Origin of the sequence: Streptomyces sp. NPDC007025 (assembly GCF_042869455.1) — a bacterium.
GTDB lineage: Bacteria > Actinomycetota > Actinomycetes > Streptomycetales > Streptomycetaceae > Streptomyces.
Window position 1 is genome coordinate 61,965 of sequence record NZ_JBIAFT010000007.1, and the last position, 22,252, is coordinate 84,216.

23 protein-coding genes and 2 pseudogenes are annotated in these 22,252 nt (G+C 72.0%); 13 read left to right on the plus strand and 12 right to left on the minus strand.

From position 1 onward, the window contains the following. The first annotated feature begins 583 nt into the window (after nt 1–583). Both ACFYMO_RS15255 and ACFYMO_RS15260 read left to right on the plus strand, forming a co-directional pair. Nucleotides 584–1,816, plus strand: a complete 1,233-nt coding sequence (locus ACFYMO_RS15255) for an Ig-like domain-containing protein (RefSeq protein WP_366774456.1) — start codon at nt 584–586, stop codon at nt 1,814–1,816. A 173-nt stretch (nt 1,817–1,989) separates the two neighbouring features. Further along, the gene (locus ACFYMO_RS15260) at nt 1,990–2,340 is read left to right on the plus strand and encodes a DUF1330 domain-containing protein (RefSeq protein WP_366774455.1); all 351 of its coding nucleotides are present in this window, start codon (nt 1,990–1,992) and stop codon (nt 2,338–2,340) included. 15 nt (nt 2,341–2,355) lie between these two features. Here ACFYMO_RS15260 and ACFYMO_RS15265 read toward each other — a convergent pair whose 3' ends face one another. After that, entirely contained in the window at nt 2,356–3,276 is a 921-nt protein-coding gene (locus ACFYMO_RS15265) for a phosphorothioated DNA-binding restriction endonuclease (RefSeq protein WP_388546995.1), read from the minus strand. Nucleotides 3,277–3,400: 124 nt separating this feature from the next. Here ACFYMO_RS15265 and ACFYMO_RS15270 point away from each other — a divergent pair, with 124 nt between their 5' ends. Further along, nucleotides 3,401–5,104, plus strand: coding sequence for a hypothetical protein (locus ACFYMO_RS15270; RefSeq protein WP_388546683.1), 1,704 nt, complete (start codon nt 3,401–3,403; stop codon nt 5,102–5,104). Here ACFYMO_RS15270 and ACFYMO_RS15275 read toward each other — a convergent pair. After that, complete coding sequence (locus ACFYMO_RS15275; protein ID WP_388546685.1) at nt 5,058–5,936, minus strand: potassium channel family protein; 879 nt, start codon at nt 5,934–5,936, stop codon at nt 5,058–5,060. The two genes, ACFYMO_RS15270 and ACFYMO_RS15275, sit on opposite strands and share 47 nt — an antisense overlap. 546 nt (nt 5,937–6,482) lie before the next feature. On the opposite strand from ACFYMO_RS15275, the gene ACFYMO_RS15280 reads away from it, so the two are divergent. Next, the gene (locus ACFYMO_RS15280; protein ID WP_366774452.1) at nt 6,483–6,659 is read left to right on the plus strand and encodes a hypothetical protein; all 177 of its coding nucleotides are present in this window, start codon (nt 6,483–6,485) and stop codon (nt 6,657–6,659) included. A gap of 635 nt (nt 6,660–7,294) precedes the next feature. Here ACFYMO_RS15280 and ACFYMO_RS15285 read toward each other — a convergent pair. After that, entirely contained in the window at nt 7,295–7,507 is a 213-nt protein-coding gene (locus ACFYMO_RS15285; RefSeq protein WP_366774451.1) for a hypothetical protein, read from the minus strand. A gap of 256 nt (nt 7,508–7,763) precedes the next feature. On the opposite strand from ACFYMO_RS15285, the gene ACFYMO_RS15290 reads away from it, so the two are divergent. Next, nucleotides 7,764–8,078 carry a Scr1 family TA system antitoxin-like transcriptional regulator gene (locus tag ACFYMO_RS15290; RefSeq protein ID WP_366774450.1) on the plus strand — a complete coding sequence of 105 codons (315 nt, stop codon included), beginning with the start codon at nt 7,764–7,766 and terminating at the stop codon, nt 8,076–8,078. After that, entirely contained in the window at nt 8,053–8,265 is a 213-nt protein-coding gene (locus tag ACFYMO_RS15295) for a DUF397 domain-containing protein (protein WP_366774449.1), read from the plus strand. The genes ACFYMO_RS15290 and ACFYMO_RS15295 overlap by 26 nt, the downstream gene beginning before the upstream one ends. 73 nt (nt 8,266–8,338) lie before the next feature. Here ACFYMO_RS15295 and msrA read toward each other — a convergent pair whose 3' ends face one another. Genes msrA through mca form a run of 3 tightly spaced genes read right to left on the minus strand, consistent with a single transcriptional unit; the run spans nt 8,339 to nt 10,233 of the window. Further along, nucleotides 8,339–9,004: a peptide-methionine (S)-S-oxide reductase MsrA gene (gene msrA / locus ACFYMO_RS15300; protein ID WP_366774448.1), complete on the minus strand. Its 666-nt coding sequence runs from the start codon at nt 9,002–9,004 to the stop codon at nt 8,339–8,341. A gap of 52 nt (nt 9,005–9,056) precedes the next feature. Next, nucleotides 9,057–9,350 carry a hypothetical protein gene (locus tag ACFYMO_RS15305; RefSeq protein ID WP_366774447.1) on the minus strand — a complete coding sequence of 98 codons (294 nt, stop codon included), beginning with the start codon at nt 9,348–9,350 and terminating at the stop codon, nt 9,057–9,059. Nucleotides 9,351–9,354: 4 nt separating this feature from the next. After that, nucleotides 9,355–10,233: a mycothiol conjugate amidase Mca gene (mca, locus tag ACFYMO_RS15310; protein ID WP_112494235.1), complete on the minus strand. Its 879-nt coding sequence runs from the start codon at nt 10,231–10,233 to the stop codon at nt 9,355–9,357. A gap of 177 nt (nt 10,234–10,410) precedes the next feature. Here mca and ACFYMO_RS15315 point away from each other — a divergent pair, with 177 nt between their 5' ends. Together ACFYMO_RS15315 and greA are read left to right on the plus strand one after the other, a co-directional pair. Then, the gene (locus ACFYMO_RS15315; RefSeq protein WP_366774446.1) at nt 10,411–10,830 is read left to right on the plus strand and encodes a DUF4307 domain-containing protein; all 420 of its coding nucleotides are present in this window, start codon (nt 10,411–10,413) and stop codon (nt 10,828–10,830) included. Nucleotides 10,831–11,029: 199 nt separating this feature from the next. Beyond that, entirely contained in the window at nt 11,030–11,527 is a 498-nt protein-coding gene (gene greA, locus ACFYMO_RS15320; protein ID WP_366774445.1) for a transcription elongation factor GreA, read from the plus strand. Nucleotides 11,528–11,629: 102 nt separating this feature from the next. Here the strand turns inward: greA and ACFYMO_RS15325 are convergent, their stop codons facing one another. From ACFYMO_RS15325 to ilvA, 3 genes are all read right to left on the minus strand, one after another. Then, nucleotides 11,630–12,490 carry an ABC transporter permease gene (locus tag ACFYMO_RS15325; protein WP_366773153.1) on the minus strand — a complete coding sequence of 287 codons (861 nt, stop codon included), beginning with the start codon at nt 12,488–12,490 and terminating at the stop codon, nt 11,630–11,632. Then, nucleotides 12,487–13,563 carry an ATP-binding cassette domain-containing protein gene (locus ACFYMO_RS15330; RefSeq protein ID WP_388546695.1) on the minus strand — a complete coding sequence of 359 codons (1,077 nt, stop codon included), beginning with the start codon at nt 13,561–13,563 and terminating at the stop codon, nt 12,487–12,489. Before ACFYMO_RS15330 ends, ACFYMO_RS15325 begins: the two co-directional genes overlap by 4 nt. 207 nt (nt 13,564–13,770) lie before the next feature. Further along, nucleotides 13,771–15,018, minus strand: coding sequence for a threonine ammonia-lyase (gene ilvA, locus ACFYMO_RS15335; RefSeq protein WP_388546698.1), 1,248 nt, complete (start codon nt 15,016–15,018; stop codon nt 13,771–13,773). Nucleotides 15,019–15,236: 218 nt separating this feature from the next. On the opposite strand from ilvA, the gene ACFYMO_RS15340 reads away from it, so the two are divergent. The 3 genes and pseudogenes from ACFYMO_RS15340 (at nt 15,237) to ACFYMO_RS15350 (ending at nt 16,770) form a co-directional block, all read left to right on the plus strand. Further along, nucleotides 15,237–15,794 carry a MarR family winged helix-turn-helix transcriptional regulator gene (locus ACFYMO_RS15340; protein ID WP_019357701.1) on the plus strand — a complete coding sequence of 186 codons (558 nt, stop codon included), beginning with the start codon at nt 15,237–15,239 and terminating at the stop codon, nt 15,792–15,794. 213 nt (nt 15,795–16,007) lie between these two features. Continuing rightward, nucleotides 16,008–16,529: pseudogene (locus tag ACFYMO_RS15345) on the plus strand (sigma factor-like helix-turn-helix DNA-binding protein). Continuing rightward, complete coding sequence (locus ACFYMO_RS15350; RefSeq protein ID WP_366773149.1) at nt 16,516–16,770, plus strand: hypothetical protein; 255 nt, start codon at nt 16,516–16,518, stop codon at nt 16,768–16,770. Before ACFYMO_RS15345 ends, ACFYMO_RS15350 begins: the two are co-directional and overlap by 14 nt. A 101-nt stretch (nt 16,771–16,871) precedes the next feature. Here ACFYMO_RS15350 and ACFYMO_RS15355 read toward each other — a convergent pair whose 3' ends face one another. Beyond that, a complete protein-coding gene (locus tag ACFYMO_RS15355) occupies nt 16,872–18,083 on the minus strand; it encodes a cystathionine gamma-synthase (protein WP_366773148.1) in 1,212 nt (403 codons plus the stop codon). A gap of 133 nt (nt 18,084–18,216) precedes the next feature. Between ACFYMO_RS15355 and ACFYMO_RS15360 the strand changes: the two genes are divergently transcribed. Beyond that, nucleotides 18,217–19,383: a hypothetical protein gene (locus ACFYMO_RS15360; protein WP_366773147.1), complete on the plus strand. Its 1,167-nt coding sequence runs from the start codon at nt 18,217–18,219 to the stop codon at nt 19,381–19,383. 114 nt (nt 19,384–19,497) lie between these two features. Here the strand turns inward: ACFYMO_RS15360 and ACFYMO_RS15365 are convergent, their stop codons facing one another. Then, nucleotides 19,498–20,952 (minus strand): MFS transporter, encoded by a 1,455-nt coding sequence (locus ACFYMO_RS15365; protein ID WP_388546703.1) that lies wholly within the window; start codon nt 20,950–20,952, stop codon nt 19,498–19,500. 71 nt (nt 20,953–21,023) lie between these two features. Between ACFYMO_RS15365 and ACFYMO_RS15370 the strand changes: the two genes are divergently transcribed. Then, nucleotides 21,024–21,494, plus strand: coding sequence for a MarR family transcriptional regulator (locus tag ACFYMO_RS15370; protein WP_366773145.1), 471 nt, complete (start codon nt 21,024–21,026; stop codon nt 21,492–21,494). A 140-nt stretch (nt 21,495–21,634) separates the two neighbouring features. Here the strand turns inward: ACFYMO_RS15370 and ACFYMO_RS15375 are convergent. Beyond that, nucleotides 21,635–22,199 (minus strand): annotated as a pseudogene (locus ACFYMO_RS15375) (Uma2 family endonuclease). Nucleotides 22,200–22,252 lie beyond the last annotated feature (53 nt).

Genomic DNA, 22,252 nt, shown 5'->3' on the forward strand with positions numbered 1-22,252 from the left:
GCGGGGGGGGGCGGGGGGGGGGGGGGGGGGGGGGGGGGGGGGGGGGGGGGGGGGGGGGGGGGGGGCCCCCCCCCCCCCCCGCGCCCCCGGCATGTTCCAACCGCGTCACAGAGTTGCTGTGATGGGTGGGATGTTCAGGTTTTTCGGGGGTAGCGTTGGCGGTGGGCACGAACCCGAGAGCGAGCAGGACTCCGCCGGCCGCCGCGGCAGTGGCCAGAGGGCGGCGGTGGACTGACAGCTTCGAGGGTCCGGCCTCGGACACGAACGCCCTCCTGGGTGCGTGGGTACGGCGTACGGCTTGGGGGTCAGTGGTGAACTGGCCGTACACGGACCGATGTTACTGAGAAGCGGAGGCAAGGGGGAAGCCATACTTCCGCTTTTCCTGGGAACCAGGAGAGGTCACATACCAGGCGGACAGGTGTCCTGGACCACAGTTTGACAGAAAGTGGAACCGGTCATAGTCCCCGGTGCGTTCTTGTGCAAAGAGCTGGAGCGCACCTGTCCGATTTCGGGCGCCGTGGGGGCTGCGCAGCTTTTTTACCGGGGAGACATGGGGTTCCGAAGGCAGATGGAGAAGCCAGTGATGACGGGTGGGAAGCACCGCAGGGGTCTCGCGGTCACGGCCGCGCTGCTCGGTGGGGTGCTCACGCTGAGCGCCTGCGGCGGTGGTGACGACGGCGACGACACCGAGAAGTCGGCCACCAAGAACGACATATCCGCCGAGAAGGACAGCTCGTCCGCCCGAATAAAGATCTCCGCCAAGGACGGGGCCGACAACGCCAGCATCAACACCGGCGGCAACGTCACCGTCACCGGCGGCAAGCTCACCAAGGTGAGCCTGAAGGCGGTCCAGAGCGGCGCCACCATAGAGGGCAGCCTCGGCTCCGACGGCAAGAGCTGGAAGCCCGGCAAGCAGCTGGAGCGGGCCACCAAGTACGAGATCAGCGCCACGGCCAAGGACGGCGAGGGCCGCAAGGCCGTCGAGAACCGCACCTTCACCACCGTCGCACCCGAGCACAGCTTCATCGGCACCTATGCCGGTCAGGACGGCTCCACGGTCGGGGTCGGCATGCCGGTCTCCATCACCTTCGACAAGCAGATCCAGAACAAGAAGGCCGTCCAGTCCGCGATCAAGGTCAGCTCCAGCAGCGGTCAGGAGGTCGTCGGTCACTGGTTCGGCAACGACCGCCTCGACTTCCGTCCCGAGGACTACTGGCAGCCCAACACCAAGGTCACCCTCGACCTCGGCCTCGACGGCGTGAAGGCGGGCAACGGCAACGTCGGCGTCCAGGACAAGAAGGTCACCTTCAACATCGGGCGCAAGCAGGTCAGCACGGTCGATGTGAAGTCCTACAAGATGAAGGTCGAGCGCGACGGCAAGGTCGTCAAGACCATCCCGATCTCGGCCGGCAGCGCGAAGAATCCCACGTACAACGGACAGATGGTGATCTCCGAGAAGCACAAGGAGACCCGGATGGACGGCAACACCGTCGGGTTCGGCCGCAAGGGCTCCGAGGGCTACGACATCCCGGACGTGCCGCACGCCATGCGGCTGTCCACCTCGGGCACCTTCATCCACGGCAACTACTGGGGCGCGCCCTTCGGCTCCGGCAACACCAGCCACGGCTGCGTCGGCCTCAAGGACACCCGCGGCGCGGGCAGCACCTCCACCGACGCCGGCTGGTTCTACGAGAACTCGATGATCGGCGACGTCGTCGTGGTCAAGGGCTCCCCGGACAAGACGATCCAGCCCGACAACGGCCTCAACGGCTGGAACATGAGCTGGTCGGAGTGGAAGGCCGGCTCCGCGGTCTGATCCGCCGACACCCCCGCCACACGGCTGCGGGCCCCGCGAAACGCGGGGCCCGCAGCCGTGTGCGGGCCCGCCCTTACCTGCCGGGTCATCGCCCCCGGGCCGCCGCGTGGCGAAACTGGTCGTGCTGCACACGTTCCGCACCAGAATCGCCACTCGACCTCCGGAGGTCCCCCATGACCGCGTACGCGATAGCCCGGCTGCGCAACCGCGAGATCCACCCCGACCTCGTCACCTACGTCGAGCGCATCCAGACGAGCCTCGACCCCCACCGAGGCCGCTTCCTCGTCCACGGCGGCGCCCCCGAGGTGGTCGAGGGCTCCTGGGCCGGCGGCGTCGCCGTCATCGAGTTCCCCGACCGGGAGGCGGCCCGCGCCTGGTACGACTCCCCGGACTACCAGGAACTGCTCCCGCTGCGCACGGCGCACATCGACGGCGACGTGATCATCGCGGAGGGCGTCGGCGACGACTACGACCCCGCCTCCAAGGCCGCCGTCTTCCACCGGGCGATGGGCCGGCAGGCGTAATACGTCGGCCGCCGACTAACCCCGGAAGACCTGCGTGGTGTGCCATCGCGCGTAGGGCGCGGCGACCGGCGCCGCCCCGGCCTCCTCCGGTGCCGCCACCGGGCGGCCGGCCAGTTCCCGGACCTGGGCGCGGGCAGCGGCGCCCGCGCCGGAGAAGCGGGCGGAGACGGTGATCCGCAGCCCCGGGTCCAGTCCCAGCACGCCCTTGTCGAACAGCTTGTGGTGCAGGGAGCACAGGCACAGCGCGTTCGACAGCTCGTCCGGTCCGTCGTACGCCCACCAGTGCACATGCGCCGCCTCCAGCCCCACCGGGCGGCGGCCCAGTGCGCCGTCGAAACCGCAGAAGGCGCAGCGGTTGCCGTACGCGGACAGCACCCGGGCGCGGAGCCGCCGCGCGGCACCCGGGTCCCGGACGAAACGGCGGACCGCGACCCGCGTCCCGGCCGCCCCGCCGGGCACGCCGGTCATCCGGGCCAGGTCCGCCGCCTCCAGATCCAGCCCCGCGTCGGCGGCGATGTCCTCCTGAAGAGACGGCGGGAAGTGCAGGTCGAGAAGAGTGCGGGCGAGGACGGACAGCAGGGCGGGATCGGAGTCCAGCGCCGTGCGCAGCTCCGGCACCAGCCGGCCCACCGCGCCGCTCTCCCGCAGCCGCCCGACACCGGGACCCGGGCTGTCCGCGCCGGAGTCCGTGCGCACCTCCCACACACCGTCACTCACCAGGTGGTGGAAGGGGTAACCCGGCGAAGTGCGGCGGGGCGGACCGTACTCGCGCAGCAGCCCGGCCAGGTCCTCCTCGACGTCCGTGTACCGCAGCCCGCTCTCCGGCGCGGCCTGGAACCGGCCCAGCGCGTACAGCAGCAACAGCGGCTTGTGCGGCGCCCGTTCGGGCCCGGAGGCCCACTGCCGCAGTCCGCCGACCCGCCCCACCCAGTCCACGTCCACCACGTCCACGTCCACCACGCGAGCGAGGGTACGCCGTGCCGTCCTGCCACCCGCCCGCGGCCCGGCGCGCGGCGGCGCCTGCGCCGAACGGCACCGCCGCGGCGGCAGGATGCCGTCCATGCCCACATCTGCGCGGAATGCCGAGCGGGTCGGCCGCCGGGACCGCTGGTGGCTGGCCGGTGTCTGCGGGGCCTTCGGGGCGCTCTCGCTGGCGGTCGTGCACCCCGGCCTGCCGCTCGGCTGGGACGAACTCGTCTACGCCAGCCGCTTCGCCCCCTACGGCCCCGAGACGCCGTTCAGCGCCCCCCGGACCCGCGGCGTGCCGCTGCTGATCGCCCCGGTCGCCGCCGTCGGCCACTCCGTGCCGCTGCTGCGCTGCTATCTGACCGTCGCCGCCGCACTCGCCCTCTACCTCGGCTTCCTGCCATGGCTGCGCGCCGTCGCCCGCCGGGGCGTGGTGCCGCTCGCCGCCGCGCTGTACAGCAGCGTGTGGTTCGCGCTGTTCTACGCCGGTGCCGCGATGCCCAACCACTACGTCGCCATGGGGCTGACCGCGGCCTTCGGATGCTGCGTACCCGCGCCGGGGTCCGCGTCGTCGACCGGTCCCGGGACCGCGACCGCGACCGGGACCGGCGGCCCCGGACCAGTCCGGCGCCGGACGCGCACCTGGGCCGCCGTGGCGGTGGCGCTGGCGGTCGCCACCCTGATACGGCCCAACGACACCGTCTGGCCGTTCGCCGTGCTGCTCGGGGCCGCGGTGTGGACCCGGCTGGGCCCGGCCCGGCGGAAGCCGGGGCCAGGTGGATCGAAACCGGGCCGACCGCCACGCTCCCGGGCCCCGGCGTCGACATCGGCACCGGTCCCGGCGCCGGGCGTCGCGCTCGCCGCGACGGCCGGGGTGCTGCTCGGGCTGCTCCCCTGGGCCGTGGAGGCCCGACTGCGCTTCGGCGGCGTACTGGAGCGGGTGCGTGCGGCCGGTGACATCCAGGGCGGAATGCACCTCCACCTGTCCCTGGACACCGTGTTCCGGCACGCCGCGGCACTGGACGGGCCGCTGCTCTGCCGCCCCTGCGAGGGGGTGACCGTCGGATGGGCGTCCGCCGCATGGTGGCTGCTGATCCCGCCGCTGCTCGCCCTCGGCGTCGACGAGGCGCACCGGGAGGGCCGTACGGCACTCGCGATCCTGCCCACCGCGGCGGCGGCCGCCGTGGCCGTCCCGTACCTGTTCTTCATGGACTACGCGGCCCCGCGCTTCCTGCTGCCCACCTATGCGCTGCTGGCACCGGTGGCCGCGCTGGGCGTGTGCGGAGCACTCCGCCGGGCGCGCGCGGCGCGGAAACTGCGGCTGCTCGTCCCGCTCGCGGCGACCGTGGCGCTGCTGCACCTCGGCTTCCAACTCCACCAGTTGGACCTCCACTCCGGCATCCAGGCAGCGGCCCGCCAGGACTGGCAGCGCATGGAACGCGTCCTGCGCGCCCACGGCGTGCGCCCACCCTGCGTACTGGCCGGCAACAGCTCCACCATTCCCGTCGCCCACACCGCCGGCTGCCGCCCTGCCGCGCGGGGCCACCCGGCGGCGGGGGGACGCCCCCACGCCCTCGTCCTGCGCGGCGCCCCGCTGCCCGCCTGGGCGGCGCGGGCCGACTGGCGGCTGCACCCGGTCCCGGACACCTACAACCCCGGCTGGCGCGTCGCGGTTCCTCCACCGACCGTCCTCGGGGCGCCTCCGCACCCGCCCGGCCACCGGCCCCCGGGCGGCGGATCGCCCGACCCCGTCACGGCAGCGGAAGACGCCGCCCGTGGTCGTGGGCGTACGCCGTGAAGACCTCCGAAGGAGTGCCGCCCGTCCGCAGGAACCGCTGGTCGAGGGCGAGAGCGAGGTCCGCCAGCGCGTTCCCGAGGACGGTTGCCGCCAGCCGCACCTCGCTCCGCTCGCTCGTGTGCCCGCGGCGGCCGAGATCGACGGCGTAGCCGATCGTGGCGGCCAGCGAGAGGTCCTCCTCACCGTCGTGGAAGTAGTAGGCGTCCGGGTACTGGGTGAAGTCCACCCGGATCCGCACCACTTCAGCGGCGATGCCCTCCAGGAGCGCCGCTCCCGTGGCGGAGTGCAGATACTGGGCGGGCGGCTGGACACGCCGCAGCATGGCCAGCCGCAATGCCAGGCTCCTCCGGCGGGCCAGCGCGGGATAGATCTGCAGCACCCAGGAGACGGTCGTGGTCAGCAGCGCCAGCCCCACCAGCGCCTCCAGCGGTGCGACGAGCCGCAGCCAGCCCGCGGTCGGTGCGATGTCCCCGATCCCCAGCGTGGCCAGATTGACCAGCGACACGTACAGGGAGTCGAGCAGATCCCCGTGCTCGTGCGGCGCCAGCCCGGCCCCGAAGGCGAACCCCTCCGGCATGTGCGGCAGATAGACCAGCGCCCACCCCAGCACCACGAGACAGGTCCACATCCCGACGACCGTCACCATCGCCAGCGGCCCGACCAGCTCGTTCATGCCCCTGCGGGCGGGGAACAGATGCGACAGCCTCCACAGCGCCGTCATCACCAGGCGGCTGGCGCCGCCCCTGCGGGTCGGATGCCAGAGCGTGTGGAACAGATCCCGCAGTGCGGCCAGCACCAGCCCGGCCCCGAGGAGCGACACCAACCAATCCATCCGCCCAGCATGCGCTCCGCGGCGCCCCGGACACAGCAGGTGACCCGCGCCCTCGATGCCGACGGCACGCCCGGGGGACAGCCCAGGTGCCGGCCCTGACCATCCGCCGCGAGACCGGCAAGCATGGTCGCCGACCCTTCGGATCCAAGGCAGTCAAGCAGCCGACCCCGACGAAGCCGGCGTCAAGAGCCCTTTCGTCACGGTTGGCCGAGGGCGTGCCGCGGTGACACCTTCGAAACGAAGGCATGCGCGTGATTCTGGTCACATTCCCTCGTGTGAGCGCGGAAGCTAACGGGAGGTATCGGGATGATATTTCAAAGGTTGCCGCCGATCCCGGCGTGTTTGGACTGTGTCGGTGCAGGTGGGCGGCAGATCCGGACCCGGCAAGTCCGCTGGATTGCCCTGCGGATGCGCATGAGTGAGAGTGATTCCCAACTCGCGGGCTGCTTGCGCCTTCGAAATGCGAAGAGAGTTCCTCGTTTCTGCTGGAAAATGAAGGATGACCTCTCCTCGTATCCATCACTGACCGAAGGGGCATCGTCAGGTATGAACGGGACAGGAACCGAGCTCGGCGCCCAGTCATCCCAGTCGCCCCGCGCGCCGGTCGTCCTCCACATCGCCGCCCTGATCGCAGGCGTCGTCCTCATCACCACCGGCAAAGCCACCCCCACCGAAGCCGCGCTGTACGTGACCCCGTTCCTGGCCGTCCACGCCCGCCGATAGCCCGGTCGCCGGTCTGCCAACCAGTGGCCGCCGGACCCGCTGCACATCTGGGAGCGGAGGCGGACCTCCACTCGGCGCCATCGGTTCGTCCGGTTCACCTGGGGAGACGCTCCCCTCCGGTCACCACGTGAGCCCGAAGGCCGCCTGCCACGCCCTCGTGGCAGGGGTCGTACTCCCAGCGCCAGTACGGGCTCACCGCAGTTGCTCAAGGGCGCGCCTTCGGCGCGTGGTCGGACGCGGCTCCAGTCGCCCCGGCCAGCCCCCATGGCAGGCCCAAAGCCGCCCCGGCCGTCCCGCGTGCCTACAGCGCGTCACCCGGCACTGCGGCGAGCGTGGCGGTCCGCCGCAGCGCTGGGCAGCGCTCAGGGCCCGGTCGTCTCGTGGAGCGAACAGGCCCAGGAAGCCGAAGCCGGCGCCGATGAGCAGGAGAAGCACAGCCGCCCCCTCCCCACGCATCAGAGTGCGGACGAACCTGCCCGGGACACTGGCTCGCGAGCGGCGAGTTGCCGACGGCCGGTCGTACAGCAGCGCGCCGCAGGCGTCGCAGTAGGTACGGCCGTCTTCCACTCGTGTCCGGGGATGGTGGCAACCTGCGCCCGCATAGGCCGCGTGCTTCCCACGGGGACGCGTCGTGATCACAGGCCCGCTCCCTTCGTGATGACTGACGCCATCTCCCGCGCGGACGCAGGGGAGACCTCGCCCAGGGCGATCAGTCCGTACGTGGACTCAAGCCGCACGTCCATCGCGGGGAATGAGACCCCGGCGCTCTTGAAGGCCGCTGCCAGTTCCTCCCGGGCATCCGTGACTTCTTTGATCTTCTGGAGTTCCGAACTGCCTTGCACGCTCATGTGCGTTCACCTCTTCTGTCCGACTTGGCTCCCACGGTGAATCGCGAGGACGTACCGTCACCAGGGGTGGAAGAGTGCTGACGCGGAGTGCACACGGAGGACGCGGAATGGCTCTGTCGGAGAAGCAGGCGAAGCGGAACGCGTACGGGGAGGAACTGAGGGAGCGCCGGGAGCGTGCGGGGCTGACGCAAGCCCAGCTTGGCAAGTTGGCCGTCCTTTCCCGGTCCCACGCCGCCCCGTTGGCGGGCATCGCGCTATGGCTGAACAGCTGCGGCACATCGTTCACCTGGGCGAACACAGGATTCGCGTAGACGTGTTGCCCTTCAATGTCGGAGCGCATGCACTGATGGAGAGCGGTGTGACGCTCATGCGGTTTGCCGACATGGCGCCGCTTGCCTACGTCGAGGGCCTGAACACCGGGACTGTGCTCGATTCGCCAGCGGTGGTCGAACAATCCCTCGTGTCCTACGATCTCGCCCTAGGCGACGCCCTGTCGCACCAGGAGTCACTAGCCCTGATCAGGGCTGTTGCAGAGGGATACCAAGATGGACAGCGGCCAGCACATCCGTAAGGCGTCAGCACTCACCACCTGGCGCAAGTCCAGCTACAGCGGCGCAAGCAACGGCAACTGCGTTGAGGTGAGCGACGGGCACTCCGCGGTCGTCCCTGTGCGCGACTCGAAGATCGTGGACGGTCCCGCTCTCGTCTTCGGGCGCGCCGCATGGTCCTCGTTCGTCACCGGCCTCCAACAGGGGTAGGCCGGGAGTCGCTGCACTCAGAGCCCCTGACGCCCCCGGCTCGTGCCTGAGCGGGGGCGTTCGTCTTGGGGTCTCACTCGCCCGTCGAAGCCAGGCCGATCGGGCAGCTGACGCCCGTGCCGCCGATGCCGCAGTAGCCGGCCGGGTTCTTGTCGAGGTACTGCTGGTGGTAGCCCTCGGCGGGGTGGAAGGGGCGGCCCTCTGCGGGGAGGATCTCGGTGGTGATCCCGCCGTGTCCGGAGCCGGTGAGGACCTGCTGGTAGGCGTTCCGGGAGGCTTCGGCCGCGGCGGCCTGCGCGGGGGAGTGGGTGTAGATCGCCGAGCGGTACTGGGTGCCGGTGTCGTTGCCCTGGCGGAAGCCCTGGGTGGGGTCGTGGGACTCCCAGAAGCGCTTGAGCAGGGTCTCGTAGGAGACCTTCGCCGGGTCGTACACGACGCGTACCGCCTCGGTGTGCCCGGTCAGGCCCGAGCAGACCTCTTCGTAGGTGGGGTTCGGGGTGGATCCGCCCTGGTAGCCGACGAGGGTCGTCCAGACGCCCTCGGTCGTCCAGAAGACGCGCTCGGCGCCCCAGAAACAGCCCATGCCGAAGTCGGCGATCTCCAGACCCTCCGGGTACGGGCCCTGGAGCGCCGTGCCGAGCACGGTGTGGCGCTCGGGTACCGCGTACTCCGGCTCGGGGCGGCCCTGGAGGGCTTCCTCGGGGGTGGGGACGCGGTTCTTGAACCTGCCGAACAGCATGTCGTTCTCCAGACGGAGGTCGCGGCGAGAGGCCGGGCGGCCGGCGGGCCGCTCAGCCCTTTCGCTCGGATGGTGCCGGGGCGGTGGCCTCGGCCTTGCGCGCGTCGCCGGCGTCGGTCCCGTCGGCGGTCCCGCCGGTGGCGGCCGCCGCCGCGGGCGCGGTGCCGGCGGGCTCCTCGAAGTCCACGCGCCGCATGTGCTTGTTCATCGACTTCATCAGCATCCACACGGCCGCGCCGATGAGGGCGAAGACGACGAAGCCGAGCACGCCGGGGGTCACCTTGTTCTCGTCCAGGTCCTTCGCCAGCGGAAGGACCTGGGCGAGCGTTGTCTGCGTCGGGCTCATACCGTCAATTCTCGCGGATGCCCGCGAAGAGGTCGTGCTCGGGGAGCGAGGTCTCCACGCGGGACTTCGCCAGCTCGTACTCCTCGGTCGGCCAGACCTCCCGCTGGATGTCCATCGGGACGCGGAACCAGCCGCCGTCCGGATCGATCTGGGTGGCGTGCGCGATCAGTGCCTTGTCGCGGATCTCGAAGAAGTCGCCGCAGGGTACGAAGGTGGTGATCTCGCGCTCCTTGATCCCCATCTTCTCCCAGCGCTCCAGCCACTGGGTGTAGGGCGACTCCAGGCCGCGGTCCAGCATCGCCTGGTGCATCGCCTCGGTGCGCTGCCGGTTGAAGCCCTGGTTGTAGTAGAGCTTCTGCGGCTGCCACGCCGGGCCGAACGCCTCCTCGGGGTACTTCTCCGTGTCCGCCGCGTGCTCGAAGGCGACCATCGAGATCTTGTGGGTCATGATGTGGTCGGGGTGCGGGTAGCCGCCGTTCTCGTCGTAGGTGGTGATCACCTGGGGGCGGAACTCGCGGATGAGCCGCACCAGTGCTCCGGCGGCCTCGTCCACCTCCTGGAGGGCGAAGCAGCCCTCGGGCAGCGGCGGCAGCGGGTCGCCCTCGGGGAGGCCCGAGTCGACGAAGCCGAGCCACGCCTGCTTCACGCCCAGGATCTCCCGGGCCTCGTCCATCTCCTTGCGGCGCACCTCGTGGATGTGCTCCTCGACGTAGGTGTCGCCCTGGAGCTTCGGGTTGAGGATGGAGCCCCGCTCGCCCCCCGTGCACGTCGCGACGAGCACGTCCACCCCCTCGTCGACGTACTTCGCCATGGTGGCCGCACCCTTGCTCGACTCGTCGTCGGGGTGTGCGTGCACGGCCATCAGTCGCAGTTGCTCAGTCACAACTCAATCCTCATAGGTCAAAGCGGCTCCGCCATCGGCCCCGCCCGCCGTCGGCGGATTCGGGAGCGGCTTCTATAGTGACCGAATCAGCACCGTGATGTATTCCCGGTCCGGGCCCGCCCGGCTCCGGCCGGGTCAGCGGAGCACGGTCGGAGCGGCTGCCGGGAGGAACGGACCATGGTCGACCTGCGCCAACAGGTCCCCGAGGGGCGGTACGGGCGTGCCGCGGGCCGTTCCGCGGGCGGGGAGGCGCGCACGGATCGTCGGCTGAAGGCCACCGGCGGTGTGCTGGGGGTGCTGATGCTCGCGCTGATCGGCTGGTTCGGGGTCGCCTACATCTCCGGCCAGCAGGTGAGCGGCGAGTTGATCAAGTTCAAGGTGGTCTCCGACAGCGCGGTGCAGGTCCACGTGGAGGTGCGCAAGGAGGCCGGGGCCGAGGGCGTGTGCACGCTCCGCACCCGCGCGGAGGACGGCAGCGAGGTCGGCCGCAAGAACGCGGAGTTCGCCGCGGGCACCTCCCGGGTGGACGAGGTCGTGACCGTGCGTACCACGGCGCGCGCCACGAGTGCCGAGCTGATCGGCTGCCAGGAGCGCTGAGGCGGGCGGCCGTCCCGGCGTCCGGCCGACGTTCCGGCCCGTTCGGCGGACCCTGCTGGCCTGGGGCGGAGCCGGAGTCTTCTTCCCTTTTCCGGCGGAATTGTTAAGCTCGTGGTTTCGCCCACCAGTGCAGGCGCACCCTTTCTGGTAGGGCGTTTTCTGCATCAGCTTCATATCCCAGTACCGACGAGGAGCACCTGTGACCCAGACCAGCGACAACGTCACCTGGCTGACCCAGGAGGCGTACTCCCAGCTCAAGGCCGAGCTGGAGTACCTGTCGGGTCCTGCACGCACCGAGATCTCCAAGAAGATCGAGGCGGCTCGCGAGGAGGGCGACCTCCGCGAGAACGGCGGGTACCACGCGGCCAAGGAGGAGCAGGGCAAGCAGGAGCTGCGTATCCGGCAGCTCCAGCAGCTCCTGGAGAACGCCAAGGTCGGTGAGGCTCCGGCGGACGACGGTGTGGTGGAGCCCGGCATGGTGGTCAAGATCGCCTTCGACGGTGACGAGGACGACACGATCACCTTCCTGCTGGCCTCCCGCGAGTACGCCAGCACCGAGATCGAGACCTACTCTCCGCAGTCGCCGCTGGGCTCGGGTGTGATGGGCAAGAAGGTCGGCCAGGACGCCGAGTACGAGCTGCCGAACGGCAAGATGGCCTCCGTCCGCATCATGGAGGCGAAGCCCTACCGGAGCTGATGGCGGAGCTTCCGACGCCTGCGGCGGACGGCCCGCGCGGAATCGCGCGGGCCGTCCGCCGCGTGTGTACCGGTGCGCCGCGGGCCGTGCGGCCCGCGGAGTTCAGCCGGTGGCCGAGCGGTACTTGCGGACCGCCAGGGTGCGGAAGACCGCGATGATGACCACGGACCACATCAGTGAGGCCGCGGCCGGGTGCTGCATGGGCCAGGCGTCCGGGACGGGGTAGCCGGCGGGCAGGTTGCCGAACAGTTCGCGGCAGGCCACCACGGTGGCGCTGAAGGGGTTCCACTCCGCGATGTGCTGCAGGAAGGCGGGCATGTTCTGGGAGGGGACGAAGGCGACGGAGATGAAGGTCAGCGGGAACAGCCAGATCAGCCCGCCGGAGGTGGCGGCCTCCGGGGTGCGTACCGAGAGTCCGATCAGCGCCCCGATCCAGGTGAACGCGTAGCCGAGCAGCAGCAGCAGGCCGAAGCCGGCGAGCGCGTCGGGGATGCCGTCGTGCGGGGCCCAGCCGACGACTGCGGCGACGACGGCGAGCACGACCAGGGTCAGCGCCGTCTGCACCAGGTCGGCCAGGGTGCGTCCGGTCAGTACGGCCCCGCGGGTCATCGGCAGCGAGCGGAACCGGTCGACGAGCCCCTTGTGCATGTCCTCGGCGATGCCCGCGCTGGCGCCGGCGGTCGCGAAGGTGACGGTCTGCGCGAAGATGCCCGCCATCAGGAACTCGCGGTAGGAGCCGGCGTCGGTGCCGGCGCCGGGGACTTTGATGGAGCCGCCGAAGACGTAGCTGAACAGCACCACGAACATGATCGGTTGGATCAGTCCGAAGATGACGACTTCGGGGATGCGCACCATGCGGATCAGGTTGCGCTTGGCCATCACCAGTGAGTCGGTGATCGACTGGGCGATGCCGCCGCGGCCCCTGGGGGCCGTGGCCGACGACGCCTGCGCTGCGGCGGTCATGGCGTGGTCTCCTCGGATTCCGGCGCGTGCGCGCCCGGCTGGTGTGCTGCGGACCGGTCCCCGTCCGGTCCCGGGTTCGGGGGTGCGTCCTGGCCGGACGCGCCCGGCCCGCGCGCGTCTTCGGCGGCGTGGCCGGTCAGCGAGATGAAGACGTCGTCGAGGGTGGGGCGGCGCAGGCCGATGTCGTCGATCTCGACGCCGCGGCCGTCCAACTCCCTGATCACCTCGGCCAGCAGTTTGGCGCCGCCGGTGACCGGGACGGTCAGTTTGCGGGTGTGCTGCTCGACGGTGCAGCCTTCGTGGGCCGGGCCGGGCAGTGCGTGGCCGTCGAGGATGGAGCGGGCCGCGGGGATGTCCGCGCGGTCGTGGACGACGACCTCGATGCGCTCGCCGCCGGTGCGGGCCTTGAGCTGGTCGGAGGTGCCGCGTGCGATGACCTTGCCGTGGTCGACGACGGCGATGTCGTGCGCGAGCCGGTCGGCCTCCTCCAGGTACTGCGTGGTCAGCAGCAGCGTCGTGCCGCCCGCGACCAGTTCCTCGATGACTTCCCACAACTGCTGCCGGTTGCGGGGGTCGAGGCCGGTGGTGGGCTCGTCCATGAACATCACCGGCGGGCTGACGACCAGCGCGGCGGCGAGATCGAGGCGGCGGCGCATGCCGCCCGAATAGGTCTTGGCCGTCCGGTCGGCGGCGTCGGCGAGGTTGAAGCGCTCCAGCAGCTCTCGCGCGCGCTTCTTCGCGTCGCGTGCGGACATCTGGTAGAGCTGCCCGACCATCTGCAGGTTCTCGCGGCCGGTCAGATACTCGTCGACGGCGGCGAACTGGCCGGAGAGGCCGATGGAGCGGCGTACGGCGGTCGGGTTCTTCAGGACGTCGAGACCGGCGACGACGGCGCGGCCCGCGTCGGGCCGCAGGAGGGTGGTCAGTACCCGGACCGCGGTGGTCTTGCCCGCGCCGTTGGGACCGAGCAGGCCCAGCACGGTGGATTCGGGGACGTCGAGGTCGACGCCGTCCAGAGCCCTCACCTCGCCGAAGGTCTTCACCAGCCCTTCGGCGTAAATGGCACCTGGCATGGATGGACTCCCAGAGTGTGGAGCGTGACACGCTACGAAAATGCTAGAGGTGCCGGGAAATTCCGGCATGTACGCAGATGCGGCGAACCGGGGTCCGTCGCACAGCAGTATGAAGCGACGCGATGTATCGCGTCAAGAAATACGCGATAGTCCGTGTCCTGTGCTTCCCGGGTGTGAGAACCGGGGAGCCAGGCGTCCCGCGCCCGCTCAGCTCATGACCGTGTATCCCGCCGCGCGCAGCCCCGAGGCGACCTCCACGCAGTGCTGCGGGCCCTTCGTCTCCATGTGCAGCTCCACCTCCACCTCGTCCAGGCCCAGCCGCGGATCGGTGCGCACATGGCCGACGTCCAGCACGTTGGCGTCCGCCACCGACAGTTCCCCGAGCAGCGCCGCGAGTGCCCCCGGCCGGTCCGAGAGGCGCAGCCGCAGCGACAGATAGCGGCCGGCCGCGGCCATTCCGTGCCGCAGTGTCCGCTGCAGGACCAGCGGGTCGACGTTGCCGCCCGAGAGCACCGCGGCGACCGGCCCCTCGAAGCTGTCCGGGGCCGACAGCAGCGCCGCGACCGAACTCGCCCCCGCGGGCTCCACCAGCAGCTTGGCCCGCTCCAGGCAGAGCAGCAGTGCCCGGGAGAGCGCGTCCTCGGACACCGTGCGGATGTCGTCGACCAGCGTCCGGATGATCTCGAACGGCAGGTCACCGGGCCGGCCGACCTTGATCCCGTCCGCCATCGTCGAGACGGAGCCCAGCGCCACCGGACGCCCGGCCCGCAGCGACGGCGGATACGCGGCCGAGCCCTCCGCCTGCACCCCCACCACGCGGACATCGGGGCGGAGCGCCTTGATCGCCACCGCCATGCCCGCGAGCAGCCCGCCGCCACCGACGCCCACCACGACGGTCCGCACCTCGGGGCACTGCTCCAGCAGCTCCAGGGCCAGCGTGCCCTGCCCGGCCACCACGTCCGGGTGGTCGAAGGGGTGGATGAGGACGGCCCCGGTGGCCTGTGCGTACTCCTCGGCCGCCGTCAGCGTCTCGTCCACCACCTGGCCGTGCATCCGCACCCGCGCTCCGTAGTCGCGGGTGGCCGCCACCTTGGGCAGCGGTGCCCCCACCGGCATGAAGACCGTCGAGGGCACCCCCAGCAGCGACGCCGCCAGCGCCACACCCTGCGCGTGGTTGCCCGCGCTCGCCGCGACCACCCCGCGCCGCCGCTCCTCGGGCGTCAGCCCCGCGATCCGCACGTACGCGCCGCGCAGCTTGAACGATCCGGTGCGCTGGAGGTTCTCGCACTTGAGGTGCACCGGCGAGCCGACCAGCGAGGAGAGGTGCCGGCTGCCCTCGACGGCGGTGGTGCGGGCGACCCCCGCGAGCGTCTTGCGGGCGAGGCGCACCGCGTCCAGCGAGACGGGGAGTTCGGGGTGCCCGGAGGCGGTGGAGGGAGCTGCGCTGGTGACCATTCCGCCAGTCTGGCAGCCGCACGGCGGGTGGGCGGGCCACCGGCCGGGCGGCCGCGCGGGGTGGTCCGCGTCACTGGTTCGTGCAGTGGAGGTACGGCGTGGGTCCGCTCCGCGTACTCTGTGGCCACCACCTCAGGTCGATACACCCAACAGACCACCCCAGAACTGTCAAAACTCAACAAAAACTCCTGCTGATCGACGAAGTGAGCGCACCTGCCATGCCCACGCATCCGGACATGACGACAGACACCCCCGACGCGCCGGACGACTCCGCGGTGCCTGCCGACGACGGTGCCGCCTCCGGAACCGCCGCACTGGACGCCATGCAGCACCAACTCGCGGTGTACGCGCGGCGCGCGGAGCAGACCCGCCTCGGCGGACTCGGCCAGGCCCGCAACTCCATGGACCGCGCCGCCTATCTGCTGCTCAACCGCCTCGACCAGGAAGGCCCGATGGGCGTCAAGGCGCTCGCCGCCGGCATGGGCATCGACTCCTCGACGGTGACCCGGCAGGTCGCCCCGCTCGTCGAGTCCGGCTTGGTCAAGCGCACCTCGCACCCCGAGGACGGACGCGCCGTCGTCCTCCAGCTCTCGCCGCGCGGTGAGGCCCGGTTGGAGGAGGTCCGCTCCTCCCGCCGCAACCTGATGCAGCTCATCACCAAGGACTGGACCGAGGAGGAGCGCGGGACGTTCTGCAAGCTGCTGACCCGCTTCAACACGGCGATGCTCGAACTGAACCCGAGCAGCCTCTCGCAGCCGCCGGAGTCCGGATCCTGACCCGCGCGGGGCGCACCCCCGGCGCCGGACCGAGTGCCGCCGCGGGGCCCGCTGCACGGGGGCGCGGAGCGCTCCGGTGCAGCGGGCCGGGGCGGTTCGGCACCCGGCAGCCCGGGGCCGGTTCGGAGCGACGGCGCGGTGGTGCCGCGGTGGTGTCGCGCCTCTTGATTTGATCTCCCTGCCTGCCGTCCTATAGGCGGCACGGGAGGCGGCGTGCGAGAGCGTCAGGCACGGCAGGAGAGCCTCCGCGCCCAGGAGTTCGAGGTGTTCGTCGCGGGTGCGGGCGGCCGGCTGCTGCATGCCGCCAGCCTGCTGACCGCGGAACCCCCCGGCGCCGCCCCCGAAGCGGAGCGGCTGCTGGTGCGGGCGCTCGCGCGGACCCGCGCCGACTGGGCCCGGCTGCGCGGCGACGACCCCTACGAGCACACCCGGCAGGCGCTGGCCCTCCGCTTCGCCCGCACCGGCCGACGGCACCGCCGGACGCGCGGCGGGCTGCTGGGCGTCCTCAGCCCCCGGGAGCGGCTGGTGCTCGTCCTGCGGCTGCACGAGGGGATCGCCGAGGAATAGGTCGCCGCAGGCCTCGGGCTCGCCGTCGAACGGGTGCGGGCCCTGCACACCCGCGCCATGGCCGCAGTGCTCAGCAGTCCGGCCCGCGCAGCGGCGGACGCCCCGCAGGACAGGCAGGACAGTCAGGACGAGCAGAGCGCAGCGGGGAGCGCCCATGAGCCCGCCTGACCGCAAGGAGGCCGAGGTGCGGCGCCTGCTCCAGCAGCGCGCCGCCGAGCCCGTCCCCGCCGACCTGGCGGAGCGGGCCCTGGCGGAGGGCGCCCGGCTGCTGCGGCGCCGCCGGGCGCTCGGTGCGGTGCTGTGGACCGGGGTGCTGGCCGGGCTGCTGGCCCTGGCCTGCTGGGCGCTGGTGGCGCACCCCTGGTCGGCCCCGCCCCCGACGACGACCCCGCCGGCAGTGGGCTGGTGACCCGCGACGCCGGCCCGCCCACCGGGGAGCCGGTGGCCCGGGACGACGTCCCCGCCCGCGCCGTGGGCCGGTGACCCCGCGCGCCCCGGCCCCGCGCCGCTTCAGCCCGCGGCGGCCCCCTCCAGCGCCTGCGTCAGGTCCGCCAGCAGGTCGTCGGCCGACTCGATGCCCACCGAGAGGCGCACCAGGTCGGCCGGCACCTCCAACGCGGAGCCCGCCGCCGAGGCGTGCGTCATCCGCCCCGGGTGCTCGATCAGCGACTCGACCCCGCCCAGCGACTCGCCCAGCGTGAAGAGCCGCGCCCGGTCGCACACCCGCACCGCGGCCTCCTCGCCGCCCGCCACCCGGAAGGACACCATCCCGCCGAAGCCCCGCATCTGCTTGACCGCGATCTCGTGCCCGGGATGCGTGGCCAGCCCCGGGTAGTAGACCTCCGTCACCTCCGGGTGCGCGCTCAGCAGCTGCACCACGCGGGCCGCGTTCTCCCCGTGCCGGTCCATGCGCACGCCGAGCGTCTTGATCCCCCGCATCACCAGCCAGGCGTCGAACGGCCCCGCGATGGCGCCCATCGCGTTCTGGTGGAAGGCCAGTTCGTCGCCGAGCGCGGGGTCGCCGACGACCAGCGCGCCGCCCACCACGTCCGAGTGGCCGCCCATGTACTTCGTCGTCGAGTGCACGACCGCGTCCGCGCCCAGCGCGAGCGGCTGCTGGAGGTAGGGGCTGGCGAAGGTGTTGTCGACCACGAGCCGGGCGCCCGCCCCGTGCGCCACCTCGGCGACCGCCGCGATGTCGGTGATCCCCAGCAGCGGGTTGGAGGGGGTCTCCACCCAGACCGCCTTGGTGCGCTCGCGCAGCTGGGCGCGGACGGCGGCCGGGTCGGAGGAGTCGGCCACCGACCACTGCACCCCCCACCGCTCGGCGACCCGGGCGAAGAGCCGGAAGGTGCCGCCGTACGCGTCGTCCGGGATCACCACGTGGTCCCCGGGGGTGAGCAGGGTGCGCAGCAGGCAGTCCTCGGCGGCCAGCCCGGAGGCGAAGGCCAGCCCGCGCCTGCCGCCCTCCAGCGCCGCCAGGTTCTCCTCCAGCGCGCTGCGGGTCGGGTTCGCCGAGCGGCTGTACTCGTAGCCGCCGCGCAGCCCCCCGACGCCGTCCTGCTTGTACGTGGAGACCTGGTGGATGGGCGGCACCACCGCCCCCGTCCTCGGGTCGGCGGCCTGCCCCGCATGGATGGCGAGGGTCTCGAAGCTCTGCCGCGGGGTGTCCGGGGTGCCGTCCGCCCCGCTGTCGATGCCGTTGTCGCGCTGCTCACTCATGGGGGCGAGACTAGTGGGCCGTACGGTGGAGTGGGGCGCACTCCTCCCCGGGGACGTACCGCTCCGGGGCCGTACCGCCCCCGGGGCGTGCCGCCCCGCCCAGCCGTCCGACACAGCGTGGAGATCCGACGCCATGGAAGCCCTGCTCCTCCTGATCGCCCTCGCCGCCGTCTTCGGCGTGGTCGTCTACCCCGCCATGCGCCGCAGGAGGCTGCGGCAGGACGGAGCCCGGGGCCTGGCCCAGGCGGTCGACCCGACGGCCGGGTACGGCTTCGTCCCCTCCGACGAGCTGGATGTGCGGCTGCCGGGGCCGGACCGGGAACTGGTCGAGGCGCTGGAGGAGGCGCAGCGCACCCAGGACTGGCAGCCGGTCGCGCACCTGCTGGCCTTCACCGGCGACGAGTACGAGCTGCGCTGGCAGCGGGTGCAGTCCCTGGCGGGCGCCGCTGCCATGGAACTGGCCCGCTCCCGGGAGCACGGCGCCGCCGCTGGTGCGGACACCGGCACCGGCGGGGTGTCCTTCAGCAAGGAGCCGGCCGCCGGACTGCCGGACGCGCGGTGGCTGCGCGAGTGGCGCGCCCAGCAGCCGCGCGACCACGGGGGAGCCCAGGTGTACGCGCAGTTCCTGGTCTTCCAGGCGCTGGCCGAGAACGACCCCGACAGCCGCCGCATCATCCTGGAGGAGGCGCGGAACGTGGCCCGCGACGCTGCGAAGCTCGCCCCGGCCGACCCGACGCCGCAGCTGACCGAGCTGACCCTCGCGCGCCATCTCGGCTACCGCGAGGCCGACTTCGAGGCCCTGTGGGGCACCGTCCGCAGGCTGGCACCCGACCACATGGGCGCTCATCTGGCGGCGCTGCCCTACTGGTCGGCGCGGGGCGCGGGCTCCAAGGAACAGGCTGACGCGTTCGCTCGGGCCGCCGCCGCGCAGGCGCCGGCGGGCTCACTGCTGGCGGCGCTGCCGCTGTTCGCGGTCTACAACCACCTGCCCGAGGTGAACATGGTCCGCGGGCTGTACCAGAGCGAGGAGATCGGCAACGCCATCGAGGCCGCCGAGTACGCCGTCGACCAGGTCGAGGACGACCACCCGGTACGCCCGCACGTCCTCCATCTGCTGGTCTGGTTCCTGGTACGGGCCGAGCGCTACGGCGAGGCCATGGAGGCCCTCGCCGCCGTCGACGGCCACGTCGGCGCCGTCCCGTGGGTGGACGAGGGCGACCCGGCCGCCGCCTACACCGCCTACCGTGCCCTCGCGGTGGCCGGCTGGGAGGCCGCGGGCGGCGCCCGCACCCCGCACTGAGCGCGGGGCGCTTCCGGACCGTGCCGGGACGGCGGGCGCCGCGGGCCGGCCGGGCGGCGGGCCGGCCGGCCGACGGCGCCGGCCGAGGGGCGGCGGCGGACCCGGTGCGGCCGGTCACCGGGGATCGGGCAGTCTCCGGCTGATCGCCAGAACGGTCGCCGAGAAGCAGGTCAGCAGGGCGAGGACGAGCACGGCCGCGGAGAGCTGCGACAGGGCATCCGCCAGCGACAGATACAGCGTCCCGCCCACGGTCGCGCCCAGCGCCGTCGCCAGCTGCTGGCTGGTCACCAGCACCCCGCTGCCCATACCGGCCTGCGCCGACGGCACGTCGGCCAGGATCATCCGGAACAGTGTCGGGCCCACCAGTGCCTGCCCGACGCCGATGACGGCGAGCACCGCGAGCACCGGCAGCAGCGGCGGACGCGGCCAACCCACCCCGAGCACCAGCGCCATCAGCAGCAGACCGGTGCCTTGGACGACCGCGCCCAGGGAGACGATCCGCCGCCCGAGCGCCGCCGCGATCCGCGGAGTGAGCAGTGCCGCCGCGAAGAAGGCCACCGCGAACGGGGACAGCACCAGGCCGGAGGCGAGCCCTCCGAGGCCGAACCGGCCCTGGGCGAGCAGCGCGTAGCAGAACAGGAAGCTGCCGAAGCCGACCGAGAACGGCACCAGCGCCGCCAGTCCCCTGCGCAGCCCCGGCAGGGACAGCACCGCCGGTGCCAGCAGTGGCGAGCCGCCCCGGCCCGCCAGCGAGCGCTCGACCCGGACCAGTGCCACCGTGGCGCCCGCGGCGAGCGCGAGCAGCGACCACAGCCACAGCGGCCAACCCAGCTCCCGGCCCTCGACGACCACGACGAGCAGGCAGATCATGCCGGCCCCGAGCAGTACGGTGCCCAGCGGGTCGAAGCCCGGCCTGCGGTCCGCCGCGGTCGCCGGCACCCGCCGCACGGCCAGCAGCGCCGCCGAGACGATCGGCACGTTGATCGCGAAGACCGCCCGCCAGCCGAGCCCGGGGATGTCCAGGGAGACCAGCAGACCGCCCAGCACCTGCCCGGCGACCGCGGAGAGGCCCGCCGTCGCGCCGTACAGCCCGATGGCCCGGGCCCGCGCCCGGCCCTCGGTGGCCGCCTGGATCGTCGCCAGCACCTGCGGAACCAGCACGGCGGCCGCCGCGCCCTGCAGCATGCGGGCGGCGACCAGGAACCCGATCGTCGGCGCGAGGCCGCACAGGCCGGAGGTGACCGTGAACGCCGCGAGCCCCCAGGCGTACAGCCGTCTGCGGCCGAAGGCGTCCCCCAGCCGTCCGCCCAATACCAGGCCGAGCGCGTAGGTGAGGCCGTAGCCGGAGACCACCAGTTCCAGCGCGGCAGGGCCGCCGTGCAGATCCGCGCCGATCGCGGACAGTGCCACGTTGACGATGAAGACGTCCATGTTGGACAGGCCGTATCCGGTGAGCACCACCGCGAGGCCGGCACCGGTCAGCCCCGGCGCCGCCGAGGCGGCCCGTACCGGCGAGGACCGCGCGGGGGCCGGTCCGTCGGCGGGGATCGTCCGTGGATTCTTCGCCATTGGTCACAGCAGGCTAAGCACCGCGAAGCGGTCGATCAAGCATTTATATAAGTTCGCGATATGTTTACGGGGTGACTTCTACGCAGCGCTCCGGTCACGGCACCGACCTGGCCGTCGGCGACCTCACCCGGGCGATCGAGCACTTCAACCGCTACTACATCCGGCTCCCCGTGGTGCAGAAACTGCCGTTCACCACGCTGTCCGTGCTGGACACCCTGGTCCAGAGCGGCCCCAGGCGGCTCACCGAACTCGCCCGGGCCGAGCAGATCAGCCAGCCCGGGCTGACCCAACTGGTCACCCGGCTCGAACACGACGGACTCGTGGAGCGCCGCCGCGATCCCACGGACGGCCGCGCCGTCCTCGTCCACCTCACCGAGCGCGGCCGGCAGATCTGCCAGGCACGGCACGAGGACCGCGGCCGCCATCTGCTTCCGCTGATCGCCCAACTGACCGCCGAGGAACAGCAGTCGATCGCCGAGGCCCTGCCCGCCCTGGTCCGCCTCGCGGACCTCGGCCGCCAGGCCGACAGGGCCGGCAAATAGGAGCCGGGCCGTCCCGACGAACGCGTCGCGCCCGCCTGCGGGTCGAGAGGGTGCGCCGCCGGGGCCGGCAGGCGCCGGTGGCCGTGCCGGAGACCTCTTGGCCACGGGTGGTGCGCGAGTGACCCGACGGAGGCGAGCCCTCAGAGGGCGCCGAGATCGGCGGTGACGGTGAACGGCACGGCGGTCTTGATCACGCCGGTGAACATCTCGCCGTCCCGATAGGTCCTGGTGGCGGGATCGAGGACGTAGGTGTAGACGATCGGGACGCCGGTGGCGGCCTGTTCAATGCGCCAGTAGAAGGGGATGCCGGCCTTGGCGTACTGGTCGACCTTCACGATCCGGTCAGTGGTCTCCGAACCGGGCGACACGACCTCGACGACCAGGAGCACATGCTCGGGGCGGGTGGGCGTGAGGTCGATGGTCTCCGCCCGGTAGACGATGACGTCCGGGCGGCGGTTGGTGAGCGGAACGTCCTGCAGGCGGACGTCGAAGTCCGTGTCCGCGTTCCAGTCCGGGCCTGCGGCGGCGTCCAGGGCATTGGCCAGGATCCGGGCCAGCCTTGTGCCGCTTGGACGCGCTCGGGCTCCCGAGGACGCTCCCGTCCACGATCTCGATGCCGGCGCACTGCTCCTCGGTCCAGGAGTCGTACTGCTCCGCGCTGATCTGCGAATGCATCCAGTCGGGGGCGATCATCTCCGCGGTCACGGCGTACCTCCCTCACGTGGCCGACGATTCCGTACCGCTCGGTACCAGCTTAC